Source organism: Kribbella sp. VKM Ac-2568, assembly GCF_004345365.1.
GTDB lineage: Bacteria > Actinomycetota > Actinomycetes > Propionibacteriales > Kribbellaceae > Kribbella > Kribbella orskensis.
In genome coordinates this window covers 510,608-532,078 of the sequence record NZ_SLVF01000006.1, presented here as the reverse complement: position 1 = coordinate 532,078, position 21,471 = coordinate 510,608, and the positions used below count along the sequence as shown (strand labels likewise).

Sequence of the window (21,471 nt, the reverse complement as noted above, 5' to 3'; positions counted from 1 at the left end):
TCGACTGGCATGACGAGAGGCCCCGGGCGGATCCGCCCGGGGCCTCTCGTCTGTCCGGCTGGTTCAGATGTCGCTGCGGTGGAAGTTCAGGTACGACCGCGACGGCGTCGGGCCGCGCTGCCCCTGGTACCGCGAGCCGTACTTCGCGGAGCCGTACGGGTGCTGCGCGGGCGAGGACAACCGGAAGAAGCAGAGCTGGCCGATCTTCATCCCCGGCCAGAGCTTGATCGGCAGCGTCGCCACGTTCGACAGCTCCAGCGTCACGTGCCCGGAGAAGCCCGGGTCGATGAAGCCGGCGGTGGAGTGGGTCAGCAGGCCGAGTCGGCCGAGCGAGGACTTGCCCTCCAGCCGCGCCGCCACGTCGTCGGGCAGCGTCACCAGCTCGTAGGTGGAGCCGAGCACGAACTCACCGGGATGGAGGATGAAGGGCTCCTCGCCCTCCGGTTCGACCATCCGGGTCAGGTCGGGCTGTTCCTGGGCCGGATCGATGTGCGGGTAGCGATGGTTCTCGAACACCCGGAAGAATCGATCCAGCCGCACGTCGACGCTCGACGGCTGCACCATCGCAGCATCGAACGGGTCCAGCTGGACCCGCTTCGCGTCGAGCTCGGCCAAGATGTCACGGTCGGAGAGCAGCACGAACGCAACTTACCGCAGCGTGCTGCCGCTCCGCCCGCCGTGGGCCGGGCCCGTCACCGCTGATGTCCTGCTCCGGAGCCCTCAGCTCTCCGGAACGCCGTAGCGGCTACGGGCCGTCGGCAACGGCTCAGCCGGCCAGCTTGTTGAACTTCGACACCTGGGTGGCGAACGTCTTCACCTGGGCCGGCGACCAGTCCTTGAGCAGGTCCTCGATCACCTTGTGCCGCTTCTTCCGGGCCGCGGCGAGCTTGCGCTTGCCGTTGGCGGTCAGCGTCAGCAGGGTGGCCCGGGCGTCCGACTTGTCCGCGGCCCGCTTCAGCAGGCCTTCTTCCTCCAGGCGAGCGCAGGCCCGGCTGACCGGACCCTTGTCCACCTCGAGTGCCGCGACCAGGTCGGCCATCCGCACCGGTGCGAGTTCCTCGACGTGGTTCAGCAGTGCGTACTGCGCCGGCTCCAGGTCCGGGTGGGCCTCGTCGGACAGCGTCCGCTGCAGACCACGCAGCCGGCGCGCCAGGGTGACGAGTTCCTTCTCCAGATTCTCCAGCGCGTCATTAGTGTCAGTTGCCACCATTCACCCCTTCTTTTCAGTTGCCCCGCAACCATCTTGTCCGGTCCCGGCAAGGACCGCATCCTCACGTTGCGTTCCAAATGTTGCCCCCGGCAACGCGTTCTAATCTGCCAGAAGATGAGCAGCATGCCCAGTCCTCGGCGTGCCTTTGTGGAAAGTTGCCCGCTCACCCCCCGTGCAAACCGCACCGATGACCGGGTATGATCCTCTTCGTTCGCTGGTCCGGCCGGCGCTCGCGGGTGTAGTTCAATGGCAGAACATCAGCTTCCCAAGCTGACAGTGCGAGTTCGATTCTCGTCACCCGCTCCACGCAGGACCGCTGGTCAGAACATGCCTCTGACCTGCGCAGAAGGCGCCTCTCCAGTCTGGAGCAGGCGTCTTTTCACTTGCCGGCCAGGACCGCGCAACGCCCTCTCCGGGCCCCATTCGAACATCGGTCGGTCCGCGGTGTTCGGCGTCACCGGCCCACGGGTAGACCGCGGAATCCCTGCGGGGACAGAGGTCCGTGCCATCGGCACCTATCCCCGCCTCTCGTCATCCGCCGGACACCCCGGCGCGGACCGGCGATGCGGAATCGATGCCGGGATCGGACTCCACTACCCCCTGAAGGTTGCCGTCAGCGACGCGCCGTGCAGGTGGTGGGTGGTGAAGGTCAGACGCGTTCCGGCCAGGGTGTGCGTGACGGTGACGCCCGGATCGGCCGTCACCTTGGTGAGCCGGCGGGCCAGCACGAAGACCGAGATCGTGGCCCGCGACATCGTCGGGTCCGAGACGGCGATGGAGGTGGTGCCATCCGCGTTCCGCCGGGTGATCACCGACGCCGGTCCGTCGACGTTCAACCCCAGGACCTGGTGATGCCCGGGGGTGAACGTGTTGACGGCAATCAGGTCCAGGCCACTGTGGCGGATCGCCTGCACTCGCGTGGAGTTGGCCAGCACCAGCAGCCGCCCGTAAAGGTAGGACCGCAGCTTGGCCTCCGTGGCGTTCGGCACCAGCGCGTACGCGAGCGCAGTACGGCCTGGGGCCTGGTGGCTCAGGGAGAAGATCTGCTTGGTGACAGAAGTGTCCGGGTTGGATGTCCGGATCACGCGGCGGCTGCGAGTGACCTGTTCGACGCCGACGGTGACCTTGCTGGGCTGGAGGAAGTAGTAGCCGAGGGACGTACCCGCGGTGGTGTTGGCATAGCGGAGCCATCTGAGGTCGGCGTCGCCGGTACCGGACCACGAGCGCCCGTTCCGCAGTACTCCGTTGATCGTCAGCTGGTCGGCCGGAGCCGCTAGGCGCGCGTCGATCGAGGTGGTCACCGCGCGCTGGTCCTGGTCGCCGATCCCCGCGGCGAGCACGACGACCTCGTCGTCGAGCATGAACCAGGACTTGGTGGCGTCCGCGTTGCGGTAGACGACGAAGTCCTGGGGGAGCAGGTCCTGGTCGGCGTACGCGACATCGCTCGACTGGATCCACCCGGCCGCGCCGTACGGGCCGAGCGTCGCGCCACCGGAGTAGTGGTTGGTGCCGACCGGGAAATAGACGTACTTGTTCTGCGATTCCGACGACGCGGTGAAGTTGAGCGGATGCCCCGGGTTGTCGTAGTACACCGTGCCGTACAGCTCCGGGATCGTACTGCGCTGCTCCACCGGCGCGGTGACTCCGGCCAGCGCGTACGGCGACACTGTGGTCAGGTAGTCGACGCCGAACGCCTGGGTCTGGTCCTGGCCGCTCAGGTAGAGGTAGTACGCCCCGTCGCCCTGGAACCACGGCATCAGGTTCTCGCCGCTCATGTACTCGTACTTGCTGATCCGGGCGGAGCTCCGCGACAGGGCGAACGCGAACCCTGGCCGGCGATGCACGTTCCGATCCATCGCGTTGAAGGCGACGCTGCTGGCTGCCGGATTGAGGTCGGCCGGCACGATCGCCGGGTCGGCGGTGATAGCGGCGAAACGGGTGATGCTGACCGGCGAGACGAAGCTGTTCGGGTTGAGCGTCGGGCGCGCGGTGAACTTCACGTAGCTCTTCAGCCGCGCGGCGTCCGCCGGCTCCGCGTAGTCCGCGAGGTCGACGATCGCCTCGACCACGATGGCGACATCGTCGTACCCGGTGGCGGTGCGGGAAATCGCGCGGCCCTTGACCACCTCCGTCATCCAGCCCTCGAAGATCAGCGGCGCGAAGCCTTCCTCGATCCAGCCCTGGACCACCTTCACCAGCTCACCGGACTGCGCGTAGTCCGTGCCGTCGAGGGTCTTCACCGTCTGGACGACCCTGGTCAGCAGGCCCTTGCCGTACGAGCCGGTGTACGCGACCGAGTCGTGCTGGATGAACGAGCCGTCCGCGTAGTACCCGTCGGTGACGCCGTGCTGGAGGTTGTACGGGTCGATGGTGGCGAAGACCGTGAACTGGTCCTGCAGCGCCTTGCGGATCCGCGCGTCGTCGTCGAGCAGCGCGCCCTGGATGATCCGGTTGGCGGTGATGTCGGACAGGTTCGCACCGGTGTGGAACCGGGAGTCGAGGTCGACGTCACCGTCCTTGCCGTTGCGCAGGTACGCGTCCATCGACGCGACGTACGTGCTGATCAGATCGGCGGGAGCGTCGAGCAGCGCGAGGGTCTTGCCGACGTGGGTGGAGATGCCGATCTCCCAGGTGAACCAGTTGCCGTAGTACCCCTTCGACTGGTCGCCGTAGTAGTTGTCGTGCAACCAGCGCAGCTTCTCGATCACCCTGGCCTGGATCGCCGCGTTGCCCTGCAGGTCCGACGCCGGACCGGGGCGCCGGGTGGCCAGCGCGATCTCGTAGAGGTGCTGGTACGACGCGTTGAGGTTCGGGTCGCTTGTGCCGAGAGGGAGACCGGCGAAGAGTTCTCCGGCCTGGGCCCGGTCCATCGCGGACAGCCAGGTCCGGGCGGTTTGGTCGAGGGCCGCGAGCTTGGCCTTCACCTCGGGCCGTTGGTTGGACTCGGGCGTGCCCGCGAAGATGCCGACGAGGTTCGCCAGCAACTGCGCGGTACCGGCGGCTCGGGTTGCGCTGGCTCCTCGGTTCGTGGTGCTTCCTGAAGACGTGGCGCTCGCGGGCGCGGGGTTGACCGCGGTCAGCAGAGCGGCGGCGGGGACGAAAGAAAGCAGGCGGCGACGGGTGATGTCCACTGGTACTCCCGGGCGAAGGGGGAAAAACCTCACCCCCGGAGTCAACCAGCCGGAACTATCTTACGGCAACCGCTTACCTCCGCTTTCCTTCCCCGGATCAGCGGCGGGTGCGGAAGGTACGGCGGAGATCGTCCACCCAGGCGTCGGGAACTTCCCAGGGGATGAAGTGGCCGCCGGCATCGTGGGCGGTGAGGTTGACGTGGTTGTACCAGCCCTCACGCAGGCCGAGCCAGCTGTCGACGCGCTGCTCCGTGGTCACGCCGGGCGGGTTCTCGTAGCCGACGAAGGTGATACCGGTCGGGGCCTCGATCACCGGCTTGCGATCGTGCGACGGCGTCCACGGGTAGCGGTTGGCGTTCGCGTAGTACCGGATCGACGTACTGATCGCGTTGTTGACCCAGAAGATCATCGCGTGGGTGAGCAGGTCGTCCTTGCTGAAGACGCTCTCGAGGTCGCCGTGGTCGTCGCTCCATCGCTCCCAGCGCTCGAGGATCCAGGCGAGCAGGCCGACAGGCGAGTCGGTCAGTCCATAGGAGAGCGTGCTGGGGTCGAGGACGTGCGCGGCCAGGTGAACGGCGAACCGGCGATCGAGCGCGACGACCTGCGCATGGACGGCCTCTGGCAGCCCTTCGGGAATCGGCCGGCCGCCGCTGAGGTCCCAGGCCCGGTCGCCGGTGAAGAAGTCGAGCCGCAGACCCGAGCCGATGTGGATGCCGTGCAGCTCGTCGGCGTACTTGTGGCCGAGCTGGCCGGTCACCAGCGCGCCGACGTCGCACCCCGCTGCGGCGTACTTCGAGTAGCCGAGGGTCTCGGTCATCAAGGTGTGCCAGAGGTCGGCCACCTTCCAGAAGTTCATGTCCGGGTTCCTCGGCAGCGGGGTGGAGAACCCGAAGCCCGGCAGCGACGGCACGATCACGTCGAACGCGTCGGCCGGATCGCCCCCGAAGGCGGCGGGGTCAGCGAGCTTGTCGATCACCCTCGACCAGTGCCAGAAGGTCCACGGCCAGCCGTGACTGAGGATCAACGGTGTCGGCGCCGGGCCGACTCCCGGCTTGCGCAGGAAGTGCACCGGTACGCCGTCCACATGCACCTGGTAGTGCTCGTAGGCGTTGATCGCGGCCTCGGCCTTGCGCCAGTCGTACTGGTGGAGCCAGTACTCGGCGAGCTCTTGGAGGTAGGTCCGGCCGACCCCGTAGAACCAGTCGTCGTTCCCCACGTCGTCGGGCCACCGGGTGAGCTCGAGCCGCGCCCTGAGGTCGTCCAGCGTCGCGTCGGGAACATGGATCGGGGTCGGCTCCAACGGGAAGCGAGCGTTCTCAGCCATGCCACCTCTACCTGTCGACAGCGGGTTCCTTCCAGCTCGTAACGTATCCCGGCTTACCTTCGGCGCCGACCGAATTTCCACTTTCAGAGACGCCCGAACTCCGTGTACTGCGTCGCGCCGCGGCTGACCGCTTCCTGGGCGGCGGCGAGCCGGCGCGCCATGGACGGCCGCAGCCGGGTGCTCGCCTGCCCGAGCGTCAGGAACTCACTCCCGCGAGCCTCCACCGGGTCGATCCGCAGCTGCTGGATCTGCTCGTTGCTGAGGACACCGCCGTCGAAGACGAAGTTCACCGCGTCGAACCAGACTCCGATCGCCGGCACCCAGTCGACCACCAGCAACGGACCGATCTCCAGCTCCAGCCCGATCTCCTCCCGGACCTCGCGACGACAAGCCTCCAACGGCGACTCGTCCTGCTCCGCCATCCCACCCGGAATGTCGAGCGTCGGCTTGTAGGTCGGCTCGAGAAAGAGGATCAACCCGTCCTCGTTCCGGATCAACGCCCCACCGGCCACGCCCTTACGCGGCATCCGCTGCGCAATCCCCTGATGAAACTCCGCCTCAGGCACCCCCTCAGCAGCCAGATCACCCGCACGCCCACCCTCAGTCATCGGTCACACCTCCGGGTCGAGCCTCGCACGTGGTTGCGTCAGGAACCGCCCGCGCCTACCAGTTGGCCGTCCAGGGACAGGATGCGGGTCTTGGCGGTCGAACCCTTCAGCGGGATGTACCGGCGTTCAGCCGCTGCCAGACGCCGAGCTGCTGACTCTCCGGGTCGTCGGAGACACCCGAGCTGACGACGAACCGCATCGGGTAGGAGCTGAACGCGGGTGCGCCGATCTGTGGCTTGGTGTAGGTGAACGGCTTGATCTTCTTCTTGTCGGCCGCATCGAGCTTCCCGTCGATCCGGTACCCCGCGCGGGTCTGAGCGAGCGTCGGGTCGCCCTCGATCGTCTCCGAGAGCTTGGCGTCCCGCGCCTGGTTCGCCTTGTTGTTGACCTCGTTGTACCGCTCGACCACGGCCTTCCCGTCCGCCAGGGTGACCGCCGCTCGGCTGAGCGACTGGCTGGTGTTCTTCTCCGGCACCGCGACACAACCAGTTGCCGCCAGCAACAGAACGACCCCGGTCGTCAGCCCGGCGTACCGGCGTACCTGGCCTTGCTTCTCGTACGTCGGCGGGCTGTACGGCATCACCGGCGCGGCGGCACCGTCCATCCTCGACGCGACCCCATGCCCACGTCTCAGGCGAGCCCGGATTCGAGGTGGTTCAGGGCTCGCTCGGCCTGGCGGCGTACTCGGTTGGTGAGGGCGGCGCCGTGGCGGCCTGCGAGAACTTCAGCGCGTACTTCGGCCACGATGGCGCGCTGGACGCCGATCAGCGCGTTCGCGATCACCCAGGCCTCGAGGCGGCCGACGTCCTCCGTGCGCAACAGGGCGGCCAGGGAGTCGGTCGTCGTCGCGACGAGTTCGCGTTCACGGGCTTGCAGCGTCGGGCTGCCGGCCACGATCCGGGCAGCCGTCACGATGAGCTCGGTGGCCTTCGGGTCGGCCGCGTGCCGAATGTTCTGCAGGGTGAAGCGACGGAAGGCCGCGATCACCGACTCGCCCGCGCGCCGGTCGCGGACCGCGGCCAGCGTCCGCCCCTCGAACTCCTCCAGCCCGCCGCCGAAGAACAGCTCGTCCTTCGTCGGGAAGTAGTTGAAGACGGTGGCCTCGGAGACCCCTGCGGCGACCGCTACCCGGGCGACGGTGATGCTGTCGTACCCGTGCTGCTGGAAGAGCGCGCGCGCGGTCGCGGCGATCCGCTCGCGCGTCTCCTGCTTCTTCTGCTCGCGCAGCCCGCCGGGGCGGCCGGAGACCTCGGTCCGGTTCACACCCGCAGCCTAGTGCGCTACGGTGACCATAATTCTAGAGTCACCCTAAGAATTGGACGCTATGAAGCTCAGTCTGACCGTCACAGATCACTCCTGGCCCGATGGTGTCGGCGGGCTGCGGCAGGTGGCCACGATGGCGGATGAGGGTGGTCTCGACACGATCTGGGTGCCGGACCACCTCCTGCAGGCCGACCCGACCAGTCACGTCGAGGCCGAACTGTTCGAGGCCGTCAGCATGCTCGGGTACCTGTCGGCGATCACCGGCCGGGCACGCCTCGGCATGCTGGTCTCGCCGATCACCTTCCGGCCGCCGGCTGTCCAGGTGAAGGCGATCGCGACCCTGGACGCCTTCACCGGCGGACGCGCCTGGTTCGGCCTCGGTATCGGCTGGGAGGGTGCCGAAGCCAAGGCGATGGGGATCCCGATGGGACCGACCGGGGAGCGGTTCGACCAACTGCAGGAACTCCTGGAGATCGCCGACCGGATGTTCTCCGGGGACTCCTCGCCATATCAGGGTGAGCACTTCCAGCTCGGCGGCCCGATCTGCAGTCCGCGACCGGCTCGTCGGCCCCCGGTGCTGATCGGCGGCGTCGGCGAGCAACGCACGCTACGGATGGTCGCGCGCTCCGCGGACGCCTGCAACCTGTTCGACATCCCCGACGGCGGCAAGACCATCCGCCACAAGCTGGACGTGCTCCGTCGGCACTGCGACGAGGCCGGACGTCCCTACGACGCCGTCGAGAAGACCTTGTCCACCCGCCTCGAACCCGATGACACCGTCGACGACCTGGTCCGCCGCTTCGAGACCCAGGCAGCCCTCGGAATCGAGCACGCCATCGTCATCCGGACCGGGCCCTGGACCCCCGAATCAGTCCAGACCCTGATCGCGACTGTTCCCCGCATCGCCGCCCTCGAAGCCGGCGACTGACACCTCGCGGCGGAGGCCGCCCCGGCGCCGGTACTGCGCGTCGGCCGCCTCCCCGCTGATTCAGGTGCGGCTGGTGGCGTGGAGGCTCCGGCGCAGGCGGAGTTCGTCTCGCAGGGACGGGGGGATCGGTAGGTTGCGGTCCTCGAGGGCAGCGGCGCAGGCCTCGAGACTCTGCAGGAGGCGGTCCGCGCGACGGCCGCCGGCGGTGCCCAGCCGGGGCGCTCCGCGCTCAAGCTGGTTCGCGGATCGGGCTTCGGTCAGCTCGGCGAACAGTGCGTTGAGGGTGATGTCCGCTGGCCGCAGCCGGATCGGACCGGACTGCTCAGCGGACGACTGCAGGAACAGTGGGAACGACATAGACATCGCCTCGTCACACCGGGGACTTCCAGGCGCTCGACAGTGAGACGCCACCGACTCCGATCCCTCAAGATACTCCCTGTCTCGTCGGAGGGCCGCCGTCCTGATACTCCTTGTCTCGTCAGGCGACCGCCGCCGTGGCTCGCGGCATCGCCAGCAGCGTCGCCCCGGCGAGCGCAGTACCGGCGGCGGAAGCCAGTACTGCGAGCTGCACGCCGGCTGTGGCGACCAGGCCGAGCAGGCTCGTCGAGGCGATCAGCGGAAGAGTCTGGGCGAGAGCTAGCAGCGACTGCAGCCGGGTCAGGTGAGACCGGGGCGTGCTCGCGACGAAGAGCGGCGCCAGGTGCGAGGTGAAGATGCCGATACCGACGCCTTGGACCGCCGCGAACAGTGCCGCTAGGTAGGCGGACGACGCCAGCGAGAGACCGGTGACTCCAGTGGCAGCGACCAGGCAACCGACCGCAGCGGTCCGTGCGGGTTGGGCGAACGTCCCGAGCCGGGCGACCAACAGCGTGACCGTCAGCCCACCGGCGACCGTTGCCCCGACCACCAATCCCGCTTGCGAGGCGGCCCAGCCGTTCGAGCGGGCAAGAAGTGGCACGCACAACGAAGTCACCGGGAGAACGGAGGCCGCCATCAAACCGACGGTCAGCAGCAGCGCACTCAGTACGGGGTCGGTCCAGGCCAGGCGGATGCCATCGAGTGCTTCCTTCACCACGGATCCGGCGGCCGGCTCGGGTGCGGTCTCGCGCGGCAGTTTGATGATGGCGAGACAGGCGAAGGCGATGAGGAAGGTGAAGGCGTCGACCAGCAGCGCACCGACCAGCCCCGCCGCCGCGACGAGCAGCCCGCCTGCCGGCCCGCCGAGCAAGGTGACCACCTGCTGAGTGGAGGTGCGGAGCGCCATCACCCTGGGGAGTTCCTCGTCGCTGGCGAAGATGCGCGGGAACGAGCCTGCCGCTGGGAGGGCGAAGGCGTCGACGGTACCGATGGTGGATGCGGTCAGCAGGAGCAGCGCCACCGAGGTACCGATCAGGTGTACTGCGCCGGCGAGGAAGAGGGCGACCGCGGCGAGGAGGAGGTAGCAGGTGAGCAGGAGGCGGCGTGGACCCCAGCGGTCGCCCAGGACGCCACCGGCGAGCAGGAGTACGGCGCGAGGCAGGGTGTAACCGGTCAGCACCAGACCGGCTACGTGCGGACCGAGGCCGGCTGCCGCCCAACCGAGGGCGAAGAAGACCGCGGTGTCGCCGAACGCCGAGAGTGACGCGCCTGCCAGCCAGCCGTAGTAGGCCCGGTTCACCCGTCGAGAAGGGCCGGCATCACCAGAGTGGTGAAGGTGCCCTGATCGGCTGAGCGCACGACGACCGGCCGATCCACGGACCCGATCTCCAGCAGTACGTCCGGTCCCACGCTCACCTTCAGCGCGGCCGCGAGCAGCGAGGCGGTGAATCCGATCCGGAGAGGCTCGCCCGACGCGATCACCTCGAGCTCTCCCGACGGCGCCGTCGCACCCTTCGGCGTGACTGTGAGCCGTTCCGAGTCGATGCTCAGGGCAACGGTTTCGCCGGTCAGCAGGTCGAGCAGCCTGAGCCGGTCGACGACGACCCGGCTGGTCGGCGGCGCCAGTCCTTCGAGGATCGCCTGGTACGCCGGGAACTCCTCGTCGACCACCGGCACCTCGAGCGAGGTGCCGGCAGCCGCGAACGTCGTACCGGCTGGGCCCGTCTCGATCCGCACCTCGGCCGCGGCCGCCACCCAACGGGCGAGGGCGGTCAGCTCGGTCGCCGTGACGAGCAGGCTCCGCGGGTACCCGGTGAAGCCGACCGGGTGGAGCTTGCGGACCGACAGGCGGTAGCGGTCCGTCGCCACCAGGGTGACCTCGTCCTCGTCGAGCTCGACCAGAACGCAGGCGAGGGCCGGGATCTCGTCGGTCGGCGCCGCGGCCGCCGCCACCTGGCGGATCGCGCTTGCGAGCTCGGCGCCGCCCAGAGTGACTGCGCACTCGTAGGGAACGGCCGGCAGTGAGGCAAGGATCCGCGCAGCGGCCCGGCGAGCGGCGTCGGCCTTGCCCTCGACCGTCCGCAGGTGCGCCCGCACCACCGCGGCACCCGCAGCCGGCCCCTCGTCGAGCACCACCCGTACCTCGGCCAGCGGCAGGTCAATCTCCCGCAGATCCCGGAGCAGAACGGCCCGCGGTTCCTGGTCCGGCGCGTAGTACCGGTAGCCGTTCTGGTCGTCCACCTGCGCGGGCCGCAACAGCCCGCAGTCGTCGTAGAACCGCAGTGCACTCGGGGTCAATCCCACCCGCCGCGCAAACGCGCTGATCGCCAGCAACTCGTCCGTCATGCCCCCGATCCTCGATCCTCGACCAACTCGAAGGTCAACCCGCACACCTGGCCCGGGAGCGAGTGGGGAAATGAAGGGTCGAGTCGTGCTGCGGGAGGTCGGGGGGTCGGTGAAAATGGGGTCGTGACGAGGTTGTTCGTGGTGACCGGAGCGCCTGGGGCCGGCAAGTCGACGGTGATCCCGGAGCTGCTGCGGCTGCGCGCCGGGCAGCTGGTCGTGATGGACATGGACGAGTTGCTCGACTCCGAGGGGCGGGTGCTCGGCGTCGAGATCGCCGACTCGTCCGCCGCCGCGAACTGGCCGGCGTACAACGCGCTGTGGTTGCGGATCACCGAGCTGGTCCGGCGCTCCGGCACCCCGATGCTGCTGCTCTCGCCGCTGGTGCCCACGGAGTTGCCCGAAGGCCGCTGGCTGCACCTCGACTGCCCGGACTCTGTACGCCGTAAAAGGTTGTCCGAGCGAGGGTGGTCCGACGAGCAGATCGAGGAGGCGATCGCCGACGCCGCGCAGATCCGCAAGCTGGTCCCCCGTTCGGTCGCCGGCGACGGCACCCCTGAGGACTCCGCCCGCCTGATCCTTGCCTGGGTCAACGAGTAGCGAGCCACCGCGCGACCCAGGCCCGCAGGATGTCACCGTAGTCCTCGCTGATCCCCTCCAGACTGCGATCGACTGACCCCGGCCAGTGACCGACGCCGGGGATCCGCACGCTCTCCACCTCGATGTTGCCGGACGATGCAGCAGCTCGCCGCCAGACCTCGAGCGTCTCCGGCACCGGCAGGTTCGCCTCGTCCTCTCCGTGCATCAGCAGCACCGGGCACCGCACCGTCGCATAGAGCGGCTCGGACTCGAAGTCGATCTCGTGCCACACCGGCTGCTCGTCCCCCAGGTCCACCGGGATCCCGGTGAGGTCGAACCACGGCTCACCGCTTCGGCGCCGGAGCAACTCGTCGACCTCGGTCCGCTCAACCTCACCGCGCAACCAGTCGGCCACGACCTCGCGGATCTCCACGGCCCCGGCGACCGCCTCCTCGTCGTACCCGGCTCGCCGTACGGCCTCCACGGTCGCGTGCCGCATCTGCTCGGCCGGGCTCACCCCGGCACAACCGAGCAACAGCAGGAAGGCCGTCTCCGGCAACTGCTGCGCAGCCAGCGCCGCGACCCAAGTGCCCTGGCTGACTCCCCAGAACCCGACCGGTACGTCGTACCGCGCCCGCAGCTCCCGGTACGCCGCCACCGCGCCCTCGGCCTGCACCGCGAACGGGATGTCCACGTCGTCGTGCGGCCACGGCGCCCGCTCGAACGCGAGTACCGCGACGCCGAGCGGCGCGAGGGTCTCAGCCAGGTGCTCGAAGATCGCCTGCCGGTACGACGAGTTGCTGGATCCGTGCAGCGCGACAACCCCAACCCGGACGGGAACCTCCACCGGCACCGTGAGCAGCGCCGGCCTGCCGTCGACCTGGATCTCCTCGGACTTGATCACGCTGGATCGTCACACGCCGCCCGGTTCACTCCGCTCAGCTCACTCGATGTGCAGGGCGACTGGAACCCTCTCGGGCGGCGCGGCGATCGGCAACGCGCCGAGCCCGGGCGTGATCGACCCGAGCACGCTCGCATGCCGCGCCCCCGTACAACTCGGCACCGTCCCAGCCAGCCCGTTCACCGTCAGAAACCCCAGTACTGCGAACGCGTACGCCTCCTTCGCCGCGGCAGGCAGACCAAGCTCGTCCGTACTCCGCAAAGGGATCCCGCGGAGCTCCTGGGCGAGCAGGTGCATCAGCACGGGGTTCCGGATGCCACCCCCGGCCGCGATCACCTCGGTACCGCCGTACGCGTGCACGGCGTCGGCCACGGTCCGGGCGGTCAGCGCGGTGACGGTGGCGACCAGATCGTCGGGGGCGATCTCGGGAAGCCCGGTCATCGCCTTCGCGAGGTAGCCGAGGTGGAACAGCTCTTTCCCGGTGCTCTTGGGTGCCGGTCGGCTGTAGTAGGGCTCCGCCAGCAACCGCTTGAACAGCTCGGGGTGGACCCGCCCGCGACCGGCCATCACACCGTCCGCGTCAAAGGTGGATCGCCCACCAATGAGCTCCCGCACCACCGCATCGATCAACGCATTGGCCGGCCCGGTATCGAACGCGATCGGCTCCGAGCTTGGGACGACGGTGATGTTGGCTATGCCGCCCAGGTTGAGGGCAACCGGGGTGCCGGAGCGGCCGCGGAGCCAGAGGACGTCGAAGATGCTGACCAGCGGGGCTCCTTGACCGCCCGCGGCGACATCGCGGGAGCGCAGGTCCGAGACGACGGTGCTGCCGGTCGCCTCGGCGATCCAGGCCGGCTGCCCGAGTTGCAACGTGCCGTGGACCTGCCCCTCCTCCACCCAGTGGAAGACCGTCTGCCCGTGCGACACGATCAGATCCGCGTGACCACCACAGAGTTGCTCGACCGCCTGCTCCGCCAGTCCGGCGAAGGCCTGTCCGATCCCGGTGTCGAGCCGGCACACCTGCTCCAGTGTGGTGGTTGCCGGAGGCAAAGAACTGGCGAGCTCGGCCCGCAATGACTCCGGATACTCCCGGCTCAGCAGGCCCAGCGGAGTGAGGACGATCCGGTCGCCCTCGATCCGCAGGTCCGCCGCCGCCGCGTCGATCGCGTCGTACGAGGTGCCGGACATCAGCCCGATGACGCGCATGTCAGTCCCGCAACTCGCGCTTGTAGTCGTCGCCGCGCAAGGTCAGCAGCGCGACCACGCTGACCGCGCACGTCACCGCAACGTAGTACGCCGGGATGTCGACGTTCTTGGTCCGCTTGATCAGTTCGGTGATGATGAGGCCGGCGCAGCCGGAGAAGACCGCGTTCGACAGCGAGTACGCCAGGCCTAGGCCGGTGTAGCGCGCTCTGGTCGGGAACATCTCCGCCAGCATCGCGGGACCAGGTCCGGCCATCAGCCCGACGACCAACCCGGCCACGAAGACGGCGATTCCCTTGGCCGCGGTCGAACTCTCCTTGTCCTGCAGGAGATTCATCAGCGGGAACGCGAGCACGACCACCAGCGCGGCGCCGGTGACCATCACCGGACGGCGGCCGATCCGGTCGCTCAGCCAGCCCGCCGGCATGATCGAGACCGCGAACCCGAGGTTCGCCAGCACGGTCGCCACCAGCGCCTGCTGGAAGGTCGCGTTCAGCGTGGCCTGCAGGTAGGACGGCATCACCACGAGGAAGGTGTAGCCCGCCGCCGACCAGCCCATCAGCCGGCCGATGCCGAGCGCGATCGCCTTGGCCACCTCAGCCTTGTCTGCCGGCGGCACCTGCGCGACGTTCCTTCCGGCCACCTCACCCGTCCGAGCTTCCTGCTGCAAGCGCTCGAAGTTCGGCGTCTCGTCCAGTCTCAGCCGCAACCACAGCGCGACCAGACCGAGCGGCAGCGCCAGCAGGAACGGGACCCGCCAACCCCAGTCGTTCAGCGCCTCTTCACTCAGCACGGTCGCCACGATCGCCGCGAGCCCGGCTCCGACGAGCAACCCGAGCGCGACCGTGAGGGACTGCCAAGCGCCGTACAGGCCGCGCTTGGTCTTGGGGGCGAACTCGGTCATGATCGACACCGCGCCGCCGAACTCACCGCCGGCCGACAGGCCCTGCAGCGCCCGGACGAGCGTGAGCAGCCACGGTGCCGCAGCCCCGACGGTCGCGTACGTGGGCAGGATGCCGATCAGCGTGGTGGACAACGTCATCAGCAGCAGGACGATGATCAGCGTCGGTCGGCGGCCGATCCGGTCGCCGACCCGGCCGAACACCGCCGCGCCGATCGGCCGGAAGAAGAAGGCCAGCGCGAACGAGGCGTACGTCTTGATCAGGCTCTCGGCGTCGCTGGTGGAGGTGCTGCTGAAGAAGTTGGCGGCGATCACGGTGGCGAAGAAGCCGTAGGCGCCGAACTCGTACCACTCGACGAAGTTGCCGACCGTGCCCGCCACCAGGGACCTGCGGGTCCGCCGGACGTCGAGGGTCGCGGGTGCTGTGCTCATCGTTCGCCTTCCACTAGGCCCCGGTAACTTTCCTCCCACCTCAAGGTCCATCTTGGTCTATCAGTTCCACATCCGGCGAGCACGGGCGTGCCGGACACCTCCCGGCAGGCCCGGTTTCGCAGCGGGTGAATAGAGGAGAGGAGTCCTCAGAGCTCGTACTCCCAGCCCGGCTGCCAGGCGAAGGGCGCGTCTACGAGATCTTCCAGCGGAGTCCCGTCGCCGAGGAGATGCTGCAGGGCCCACCGCTGCGCCCCATGCCCGACCACCAGCACCTTGCGACCGTCGTACGGGCCCTTGATGTCGGCGAGGAACGACTGGGTGAGGCCGAGCACGTCCCGATAGCTCTGACCGCCCGGGAACGGTACGCCGACCTTCGGCCTCCGCGGCGCGAGTTGTTCGACCGGCGCCCCGTTGAGCTCGCCGTAGTCACACTCGCGCAGTCGCCAGTCCTGGAACCGCGGGATCGCCTGTCCCTCGAACGCGATCTCCACCGTCTTCACCGCGCGCAGCAGGTCGGAACTGAAGATCGCGTCGACGTCCTGGCGGCGCTCACCCAGCAGCACCGACTCGCGCCGGCCCTCGGCAGACAACTCCCCCGGCAGCCACCCGGTGGCGATGCCCGTCTCGTTGTCCACGGTCGTCGAGTGCGTCTCGTAAACCAGCTTCACAGTCACGCTGACCACCCTGCCCGATCAGGTCACAGAGGAATCCGCTTGGTGGTCGTTACTGGTGGGTATATACTTAAGTTACTCGTGAGTACAGCGTAGCGAAGAGGTAGGGGAACCTTGTGAGCCACTACAAGTCGAATCTGCGGGACATCGAGTTCAACCTGCTCGAGGTGCTGGGCCGCGGCGAGGTCCTCGGCCAGGGCCCGTATGCCGACATGGACGTCGACACCGCGCGTGAGGTGCTGTCCGAGATCGACCGGCTCGCCAAGTTCGAGCTGGCCGAATCGTTCGAGGACGCGGACCGGAACCCGCCGGTCTACGACCCGGCGACGCACGAGGTCCGGATGCCCGAGGCGTTCAAGAAGAGCTACCACGCCTACATGGACGCCGAGTGGTTCAAGCTCGAGCTGCCGCCGGAGCTCGGTGGCCAGCCGACGCCGCCGTCGCTGCGCTGGGCCGCCGCCGAGATGGTGCTGGGCTCGAACCCGGCCGTCCACATCTACGCCGCCGGCCCGAACTTCGCGCACGTGCTGTGGCGCAACGGCACCGAGCGGGACAAGAAGATCGCGCACCACATGATCGAGCGCGGCTGGGGCGCCACGATGGTGCTGACCGAGCCGGACGCTGGCTCCGACGTCGGCGCCGGGCGTACCAAGGCCACCCGGCAGGACGACGGCAGCTGGCACATCGAGGGCGTCAAGCGGTTCATCACGTCCGGCGAGCACGACATGACCGAGAACATCGTGCACCTGGTGCTGGCCCGCCCGCAGGGCATCGAGGGCGCCGGCGGCCCGGGCACGAAGGGGCTCAGCCTCTTCATCGTGCCGAAGTTCGACTTCGACCTGGAGACCGGCGAGCTGACCGGGGAGCGCAACGGCGCCTTCGTCACGAACGTCGAGAAGAAGATGGGCATCAAGGTCTCCACCACCTGCGAGATCACCTTCGGCGAGAACACCCCGGCCAAGGGCTACCTGCTCGGCGAGGTGCACGACGGCATCGCGCAGATGTTCCAGGTGATCGAGTACGCCCGGATGATGGTCGGCACCAAGGCCATCGCCACGCTGTCCACCGGCTACCTGAACGCGCTGGAGTACGCGAAGGAGCGGGTCCAGGGCGCCGATCTGACCAACGCCGCGAAGACCGCGCCGCGGGTGACCATCACCCACCACCCCGACGTACGCCGCTCGCTGATGACGCAGAAGTCGTACTCCGAGGCGCTGCGCGCACTGGTGCTCTTCACCGCGACGTACCAGGACCGGGCCGAGCAGGCGCGGTACGCGGGTGAGCACGACGAGGAGGCGGAGCGCGTCAACGACCTGCTGCTGCCGCTGGTGAAGGGCTACGGCTCGGAGAAGTCCTGGACGCTGCTCGGCACCGAGTCACTGCAGACCTTCGGCGGTTCGGGCTTCCTGCAGGACTACCCGATCGAGCAGTACGTCCGCGACGCCAAGATCGACACCCTGTACGAGGGCACCACCGCGATCCAGGGCCAGGACCTGTTCTTCCGCAAGATCATCAAGGACCAGGGCAAGGCGCTGGGCCACCTGGCCGACCAGATCCAGGCGTTCGTCGCCTCCGAGGCGGGCAACGGCCGGCTGAAGGAGGAGCGCGAACTGCTCGCGAAGGGGCTCGAGGACACCCAGCAGATCCTCGGCGTGATGGGCCAGGCGCTGATGGCGAGCAACCCGCGGGCCGAGAACGGCGACCCGCGCAACATCTACAAGGTGGGCCTGAACACGTCCCGGCTGCTGTACGTGCTCGGCGACGTGGTCTGCTCCTGGCTGATGCTGCGGCAGGCCGAGATCGCCCTGGAGAAGCTCGGCGGGGACCTGTCGCCGGCCGACCAGGACTTCTACACCGGCAAGCTCGCCGCCGCGCAGTGGTTCGTCCGGTCGACCATGCCGACCGTGCGCGCCGAGCGGATCAAGGCGGAGATGACCGACCTCGACGTGATGGATCTGCCCGAGTCGGCCTTCTGATCTGCCCCGCGCTGCCCGCCGATCTGCCCTCCCTGGCGTGATCGGTTTCAGGAATCGTTTCTGCCCGAGCGACACCGCGACCCTGGCCCGGCTTCCCCTGTCCGAGCCAGGGCCGCGCTCTGTCGGAACCCGGTCAGGCTCTGTCGGAACCCGGCCGGGGAGGCTCGCGTCAGTCCAGAAGTGAACCCGCCAACCGGTCGTCGTACCCTGACTGCGATGTCCGCCCGATTCGCCGGCCTCGGCGCCGCCCTGATCGCCGTCCTGGCTTTCCTCTCGCCGACCCCGGCCGCCGCCGCTCCGCCGGAACTCCCGGACCAGATCGCCGCCGCCTGGGAGACCGACCGCCTCTTCATCTACGACGCGATGCGGCCTGCGTTCCCGAAGGCCGAGCTGGACCGGATCCGGGCCGCGACCAAGACCGTCGACTTCCCCGTGTACGTCGCGCTGCTGCCGCGGGTGCCCTCGACGCGAGAGCTCCCAGAGGCGCTGCCGACGTTGCTGCAGGCCCGTACCGGTGAGCCGGGGCTGTATCTGGTGTTCACGGTCTCGAACGACTACTGGTCGGGCACCGAGAAGCTGATCCGGCCGGGCGGGCTCAAGGGCCGCGAACTCGTCGGCGTGCAACTGGACGACAAGCAGGACAACCGCATCGTGACCGACCGGCCGGCGCCGCGGATCGTGCGGACGATCCAGCAGGCCGCGACGGCGTACTACGGGCGCCCGCTGCCGGAGGTCCCCGCGGGCGACCTCCGCGAGGACACCTACTCCGGCCGGTCCGGCAGGTCCACCACGGACAAGGAAGACCTGTCCGCCTTCATCGGGATGGGCGTCGGCGGGGTGCTCGGGGTGATCATCGTGATCCTCCTGACCGTGCGCAGCCGGCGAAAGCGTCCCGCGAAGGACCGCCGGAACGCCAAGGCCGGCCGCGGCAAGGGCAGCGGCGGAGCCAGGGGCAAGGCAGGGCAGTCCCGGCCGGTGGCCGCGCCACGGGAGCCGGTGACTGTGGCGTCGGTGCGGTCGCAGGCCGATCGGTGGATCGGCAAGGCCGAGAAGGCGCTGCGCGGGCTGGAGTCCCGGATCAAGGCGTCCAGCGACAACAGTCTGGACCTGCTCGACCGGCGCGACGACGCGGCCCGGCGGCTCGATGCGGCTCGCACGCTCAGGTCCTCCGAAGGCGTGACGGCAACGGCCGGAGGTTCCTCCGAGGACCTGACCGCAGCCGCCGGGAGGTCCTCCTCCGAGGAGCTGACTGCAGCGGCTGGAGCGTTCGTACTGGCTCGGCAGGCTTGGCAGGTCGCCGGTGACGGGACGGTCCAGCCGCCGTGCTTCTTCAACCCGACCCACCAGCCGGGAACCGTCCAGGCCGCCTGGTCCGAAGGGACCGAAGTACCGGCCTGTCCGAACTGCGCGAGGCTGCTGGAGCGTGGCGAGACGCCGCGCGGGTTCCTGGTCTGGAAGAAGTCGGGGCTGTTCGGGATGGACCAGTCGGCGGTCCCGTACTGGACGCTCGACCCGAAGCTGCAGCCGCTGGTCGCCACCGGCTTCGGCTCGCTCGAGGACGATCTCGCCGAGCGGGTCGGCCGCCAGGAGGACAAGTGATGAAGCGCCTCGCCCTGATCCTGCTGACCGGCCTGGCCGTCTTCGTCGGCGGCGGACTCACCGCGTCGGCCGCCGACTTCCCGACCGATCCACGGGTCACGGCCGCCGTCGCCGCCTGGAAGACCAAGCCGGTGTACGTCGATCCGCTGTACGCCGAGTACGTCGGCACCCAGGACCAGCAGTTGGCCGAGCGGATCGCGACGGCACCAGCGCCGGTGTTCGTCGCCGTCATGCCGACTGGCGCATGGTTCCAGGAGAAGGACGACACCGAGCGGCTCGCGGGCTGGCTCGCCGTGACCAACGGCAAGCCCGGGATCTACGTCGTGATGGACGGGACGGCCACAACCGGGGCGGCGCACCTGCTCGGCGCCCGCGCGCCCTTCGACACCTTCGCGTCCTCGAAGACCGCTCTGGCCGACCAACTCTCGCAGTACCTGGACGATCTCGAGCTCAACGACCGGGTGAAGGTCAAGCCGGCCCGGACCGCCGAACTGCCGACGGCGCCGGAGCGCACCTACGAGCGGGAGCGGTTCACCGTGGGCAAGGCGATCGGCAACGGCATCGGCGGAATGACGATCGGCCTGATGGGCGGCGCCCTCCTGGCCGGCATCGTGTTCGGACTGGCGGCACTCGTCGCCCCTCGACGTGGAGGTCAGCAGTGAGAGCCCGGCAAGTCCTGATCCTGGCGGCCGCGTTGCTGCTGCCGCTGACGTTGGTCCCGGCTCCCGCCCGAGCAGCCGAGGTGGGTGCGAGTCAGACCCCCGCGGAACGAGCGCGCGAGATCGCGACCGCGCTGACGAAGGACCCGCTGTACGTCGACCCGTCGTACGCGCCGGGGCTGCCGGAGACGATGCGGGCGGGTGTGCGGGAGAAGGCCAAGGCGCTGGGATACCCGGTCTACACGATCATCCTGCCGCTCTCCCCGAGCGACGGCTTCCAGGGAAAGGAGCGCAACGTCCTCACCCTGGTGATGGACGCCCTGCGCAAACCCGGCCTGTACGTCGTGGTCGAGGGCGGCGGGAGGTTCCCCTGGTACGAGACGCTGGATGTTCCACAGCTCGACCAGAAGAAGCTGAGCCCGGCGCGGGAGCGCGCCCTGGACGACACCGAGTACGACGCCGGGCCGACCGAGGTGCTGACGCGGTTCTACGAGCTCCTGGCCGGGCCGGCTCTGCCGCCGGCGATGCGGCCGGAGACGGACCGGCGGACCGGCCCTGCCAACTATGACCATTCCGGTCGTTCCGGCGGCGTCATTGCCCTGGGCATCGTGTTGGCAGTGCTTGCGTGCCTGGTGGCGCTGGGGTTGTGGATCGGGCTGCGACGTCGCGGTTCGGGTGGCGCTGGGAGCAGCGGTTCGCCGAGGCGGGAGAAGCCGTTCAACATTCCGCCGCACGTCGCGGCGACGGTGGCTGCCGAGCGACGCCGCCGGCTGACCCGCGAGACCTCGGCCGAGCTCACCACGCTCGGATCGGACCTGGCTGCGCTGCCGACGGTCGCCGGCGAAGGTCTGCGGCATCAGCAGCTGGCACTCGACGCTCACGATGCCGCGAGCCGGGTGCTGGACTCCTCGCGCGACCTGGTCGACGTGGTCGGGGCGATGGTGCTGCTGGACCAGGGACGCCGCGAGTACGACATCGCCCAGGCTCTGGCGGCCGGGCGCAAGCCCGTCGAAGTACAGCCGCTGTGTGCCTTCAATCCCTTGCACGGAAGGGCTTCCGGCCGTCCGACGCAGGTCGATGCCGACGGCACCACGCTCACTCTGCCGCTCTGCGCCGACTGCCGGCGCGCGCTGAAACGCGGTACGGCACCGGCCTCTCTGCCGGGCGAGGACGGGCCCTACTGGCACAGCGACGACCTCTGGGCCCGGACGTTCTTCGGCGCCGTCACCGACGACCTGCCCAACGCCGTCACCCGTGGGGACCACCACCGCTGACCCTGAGCGTGGGGTCAGGGCGGATCTGAGGGTCTTGCCTGATCCGGGCTGCCGCCGTACGGACCTACTGTCAAGCGACAGGTTGGCGCGGGGCGGATGAGATGGGGCGGGT

General features: G+C 68.9%; 20 protein-coding genes and 1 tRNA gene. 7 read left to right on the top strand and 14 right to left on the bottom strand.

Annotated elements, in window-relative coordinates; genetic code table 11:
* Nucleotides 1-63 precede the first annotated feature (63 nt).
* Both dcd and EV648_RS20545 read right to left on the bottom strand, forming a co-directional pair.
* Nucleotides 64-639 (bottom strand): dCTP deaminase, encoded by a 576-nt coding sequence (gene dcd / locus EV648_RS20550; protein WP_132196992.1) that lies wholly within the window; start codon nucleotides 637-639, stop codon nucleotides 64-66.
* A 127-nt stretch (nucleotides 640-766) separates the two neighbouring features.
* Nucleotides 767-1,210 carry a MarR family winged helix-turn-helix transcriptional regulator gene (locus tag EV648_RS20545; RefSeq protein ID WP_241995406.1) on the bottom strand — a complete coding sequence of 148 codons (444 nt, stop codon included), beginning with the start codon at nucleotides 1,208-1,210 and terminating at the stop codon, nucleotides 767-769.
* Nucleotides 1,211-1,442: 232 nt separating this feature from the next.
* On the opposite strand from EV648_RS20545, the gene EV648_RS20540 reads away from it, so the two are divergent.
* Nucleotides 1,443-1,516: transfer RNA gene (locus tag EV648_RS20540), tRNA-Gly, on the top strand.
* A gap of 287 nt (nucleotides 1,517-1,803) precedes the next feature.
* On the opposite strand, the gene EV648_RS20535 is transcribed toward EV648_RS20540, so the two are convergent.
* The 5 genes from EV648_RS20535 to EV648_RS20515 form a co-directional block, all read right to left on the bottom strand.
* Nucleotides 1,804-4,341 carry a polysaccharide lyase family 8 super-sandwich domain-containing protein gene (locus EV648_RS20535; RefSeq protein ID WP_132293915.1) on the bottom strand — a complete coding sequence of 846 codons (2,538 nt, stop codon included), beginning with the start codon at nucleotides 4,339-4,341 and terminating at the stop codon, nucleotides 1,804-1,806.
* A 97-nt stretch (nucleotides 4,342-4,438) separates the two neighbouring features.
* Entirely contained in the window at nucleotides 4,439-5,665 is a 1,227-nt protein-coding gene (locus tag EV648_RS20530; RefSeq protein WP_132293912.1) for an epoxide hydrolase family protein, read from the bottom strand.
* 83 nt (nucleotides 5,666-5,748) lie between these two features.
* The gene (locus EV648_RS20525) at nucleotides 5,749-6,273 is read right to left on the bottom strand and encodes an NUDIX hydrolase (protein WP_132293909.1); all 525 of its coding nucleotides are present in this window, start codon (nucleotides 6,271-6,273) and stop codon (nucleotides 5,749-5,751) included.
* A gap of 106 nt (nucleotides 6,274-6,379) precedes the next feature.
* Nucleotides 6,380-6,877: a hypothetical protein gene (locus EV648_RS20520; RefSeq protein WP_132293906.1), complete on the bottom strand. Its 498-nt coding sequence runs from the start codon at nucleotides 6,875-6,877 to the stop codon at nucleotides 6,380-6,382.
* 26 nt (nucleotides 6,878-6,903) lie between these two features.
* Nucleotides 6,904-7,536, bottom strand: a complete 633-nt coding sequence (locus EV648_RS20515) for a TetR/AcrR family transcriptional regulator (protein ID WP_132293903.1) — start codon at nucleotides 7,534-7,536, stop codon at nucleotides 6,904-6,906.
* Nucleotides 7,537-7,597: 61 nt separating this feature from the next.
* On the opposite strand from EV648_RS20515, the gene EV648_RS20510 reads away from it, so the two are divergent.
* Nucleotides 7,598-8,464 carry an LLM class flavin-dependent oxidoreductase gene (locus EV648_RS20510; RefSeq protein ID WP_132293900.1) on the top strand — a complete coding sequence of 289 codons (867 nt, stop codon included), beginning with the start codon at nucleotides 7,598-7,600 and terminating at the stop codon, nucleotides 8,462-8,464.
* A 60-nt stretch (nucleotides 8,465-8,524) separates the two neighbouring features.
* Here EV648_RS20510 and EV648_RS20505 read toward each other — a convergent pair whose 3' ends face one another.
* From EV648_RS20505 to EV648_RS20495, 3 genes are all read right to left on the bottom strand, one after another.
* Nucleotides 8,525-8,821, bottom strand: coding sequence for a hypothetical protein (locus EV648_RS20505; RefSeq protein WP_132191613.1), 297 nt, complete (start codon nucleotides 8,819-8,821; stop codon nucleotides 8,525-8,527).
* A gap of 121 nt (nucleotides 8,822-8,942) precedes the next feature.
* Complete coding sequence (locus EV648_RS20500) at nucleotides 8,943-10,121, bottom strand: MFS transporter (protein WP_132293897.1); 1,179 nt, start codon at nucleotides 10,119-10,121, stop codon at nucleotides 8,943-8,945.
* Entirely contained in the window at nucleotides 10,118-11,167 is a 1,050-nt protein-coding gene (locus tag EV648_RS20495; protein ID WP_132293894.1) for a MerR family transcriptional regulator, read from the bottom strand. Before EV648_RS20495 ends, EV648_RS20500 begins: the two co-directional genes overlap by 4 nt.
* Nucleotides 11,168-11,290: 123 nt before the next feature.
* Here EV648_RS20495 and EV648_RS20490 point away from each other — a divergent pair, with 123 nt between their 5' ends.
* Nucleotides 11,291-11,764, top strand: a complete 474-nt coding sequence (locus EV648_RS20490) for an AAA family ATPase (RefSeq protein ID WP_241995405.1) — start codon at nucleotides 11,291-11,293, stop codon at nucleotides 11,762-11,764.
* Here EV648_RS20490 and EV648_RS20485 read toward each other — a convergent pair.
* From EV648_RS20485 to EV648_RS20470, 4 genes are all read right to left on the bottom strand, one after another.
* The gene (locus EV648_RS20485; protein ID WP_132293891.1) at nucleotides 11,754-12,647 is read right to left on the bottom strand and encodes a S9 family peptidase; all 894 of its coding nucleotides are present in this window, start codon (nucleotides 12,645-12,647) and stop codon (nucleotides 11,754-11,756) included. The genes EV648_RS20490 and EV648_RS20485 overlap by 11 nt on opposite strands.
* A 39-nt stretch (nucleotides 12,648-12,686) precedes the next feature.
* On the bottom strand, nucleotides 12,687-13,850 hold the full coding sequence (locus EV648_RS20480; RefSeq protein ID WP_132293888.1) for an anhydro-N-acetylmuramic acid kinase: 1,164 nt from the start codon (nucleotides 13,848-13,850) through the stop codon (nucleotides 12,687-12,689).
* 1 nt (nucleotide 13,851) lies between these two features.
* Nucleotides 13,852-15,180, bottom strand: coding sequence for an MFS transporter (locus EV648_RS20475; protein WP_132293885.1), 1,329 nt, complete (start codon nucleotides 15,178-15,180; stop codon nucleotides 13,852-13,854).
* Between the two features lie 146 nt (nucleotides 15,181-15,326).
* The gene (locus tag EV648_RS20470; RefSeq protein WP_132293882.1) at nucleotides 15,327-15,854 is read right to left on the bottom strand and encodes a histidine phosphatase family protein; all 528 of its coding nucleotides are present in this window, start codon (nucleotides 15,852-15,854) and stop codon (nucleotides 15,327-15,329) included.
* A 113-nt stretch (nucleotides 15,855-15,967) separates the two neighbouring features.
* Here EV648_RS20470 and EV648_RS20465 point away from each other — a divergent pair, with 113 nt between their 5' ends.
* The 4 genes from EV648_RS20465 (at nucleotide 15,968) to EV648_RS20450 (ending at nucleotide 21,359) form a co-directional block, all read left to right on the top strand.
* A complete protein-coding gene (locus EV648_RS20465; protein WP_132293879.1) occupies nucleotides 15,968-17,827 on the top strand; it encodes an acyl-CoA dehydrogenase in 1,860 nt (619 codons plus the stop codon).
* 216 nt (nucleotides 17,828-18,043) lie between these two features.
* The gene (locus EV648_RS20460) at nucleotides 18,044-19,426 is read left to right on the top strand and encodes a hypothetical protein (RefSeq protein WP_132293876.1); all 1,383 of its coding nucleotides are present in this window, start codon (nucleotides 18,044-18,046) and stop codon (nucleotides 19,424-19,426) included.
* Nucleotides 19,426-20,088, top strand: a complete 663-nt coding sequence (locus EV648_RS20455) for a hypothetical protein (RefSeq protein WP_132293873.1) — start codon at nucleotides 19,426-19,428, stop codon at nucleotides 20,086-20,088. The genes EV648_RS20460 and EV648_RS20455 overlap by 1 nt, the downstream gene beginning before the upstream one ends.
* A complete protein-coding gene (locus EV648_RS20450; protein WP_132293870.1) occupies nucleotides 20,085-21,359 on the top strand; it encodes a hypothetical protein in 1,275 nt (424 codons plus the stop codon). Before EV648_RS20455 ends, EV648_RS20450 begins: the two co-directional genes overlap by 4 nt.
* The last annotated feature ends 112 nt before the right edge of the window (nucleotides 21,360-21,471 follow it).

What these genes read in the sequence shown, in the direction of transcription:
- EV648_RS20545 (WP_241995406.1), bottom strand. Translation starts at nt 1,210, where the DNA reads ATGGTGGCAACTGACACTAATGACGCGCTGGAGAATCTGGAGAAGGAA.
- EV648_RS20530 (WP_132293912.1), bottom strand. Translation starts at nt 5,665, where the DNA reads ATGGCTGAGAACGCTCGCTTCCCGTTGGAGCCGACCCCGATCCATGTT.
- EV648_RS20525 (WP_132293909.1), bottom strand. Translation starts at nt 6,273, where the DNA reads ATGACTGAGGGTGGGCGTGCGGGTGATCTGGCTGCTGAGGGGGTGCCT.
- EV648_RS20520 (WP_132293906.1), bottom strand. Translation starts at nt 6,877, where the DNA reads ATGGACGGTGCCGCCGCGCCGGTGATGCCGTACAGCCCGCCGACGTAC.
- EV648_RS20510 (WP_132293900.1), top strand. Translation starts at nt 7,598, where the DNA reads ATGAAGCTCAGTCTGACCGTCACAGATCACTCCTGGCCCGATGGTGTC.
- EV648_RS20505 (WP_132191613.1), bottom strand. Translation starts at nt 8,821, where the DNA reads ATGTCGTTCCCACTGTTCCTGCAGTCGTCCGCTGAGCAGTCCGGTCCG.
- EV648_RS20495 (WP_132293894.1), bottom strand. Translation starts at nt 11,167, where the DNA reads ATGACGGACGAGTTGCTGGCGATCAGCGCGTTTGCGCGGCGGGTGGGA.
- EV648_RS20480 (WP_132293888.1), bottom strand. Translation starts at nt 13,850, where the DNA reads ATGCGCGTCATCGGGCTGATGTCCGGCACCTCGTACGACGCGATCGAC.
- EV648_RS20475 (WP_132293885.1), bottom strand. Translation starts at nt 15,180, where the DNA reads ATGAGCACAGCACCCGCGACCCTCGACGTCCGGCGGACCCGCAGGTCC.
- EV648_RS20460 (WP_132293876.1), top strand. Translation starts at nt 18,044, where the DNA reads ATGTCCGCCCGATTCGCCGGCCTCGGCGCCGCCCTGATCGCCGTCCTG.
- EV648_RS20455 (WP_132293873.1), top strand. Translation starts at nt 19,426, where the DNA reads ATGAAGCGCCTCGCCCTGATCCTGCTGACCGGCCTGGCCGTCTTCGTC.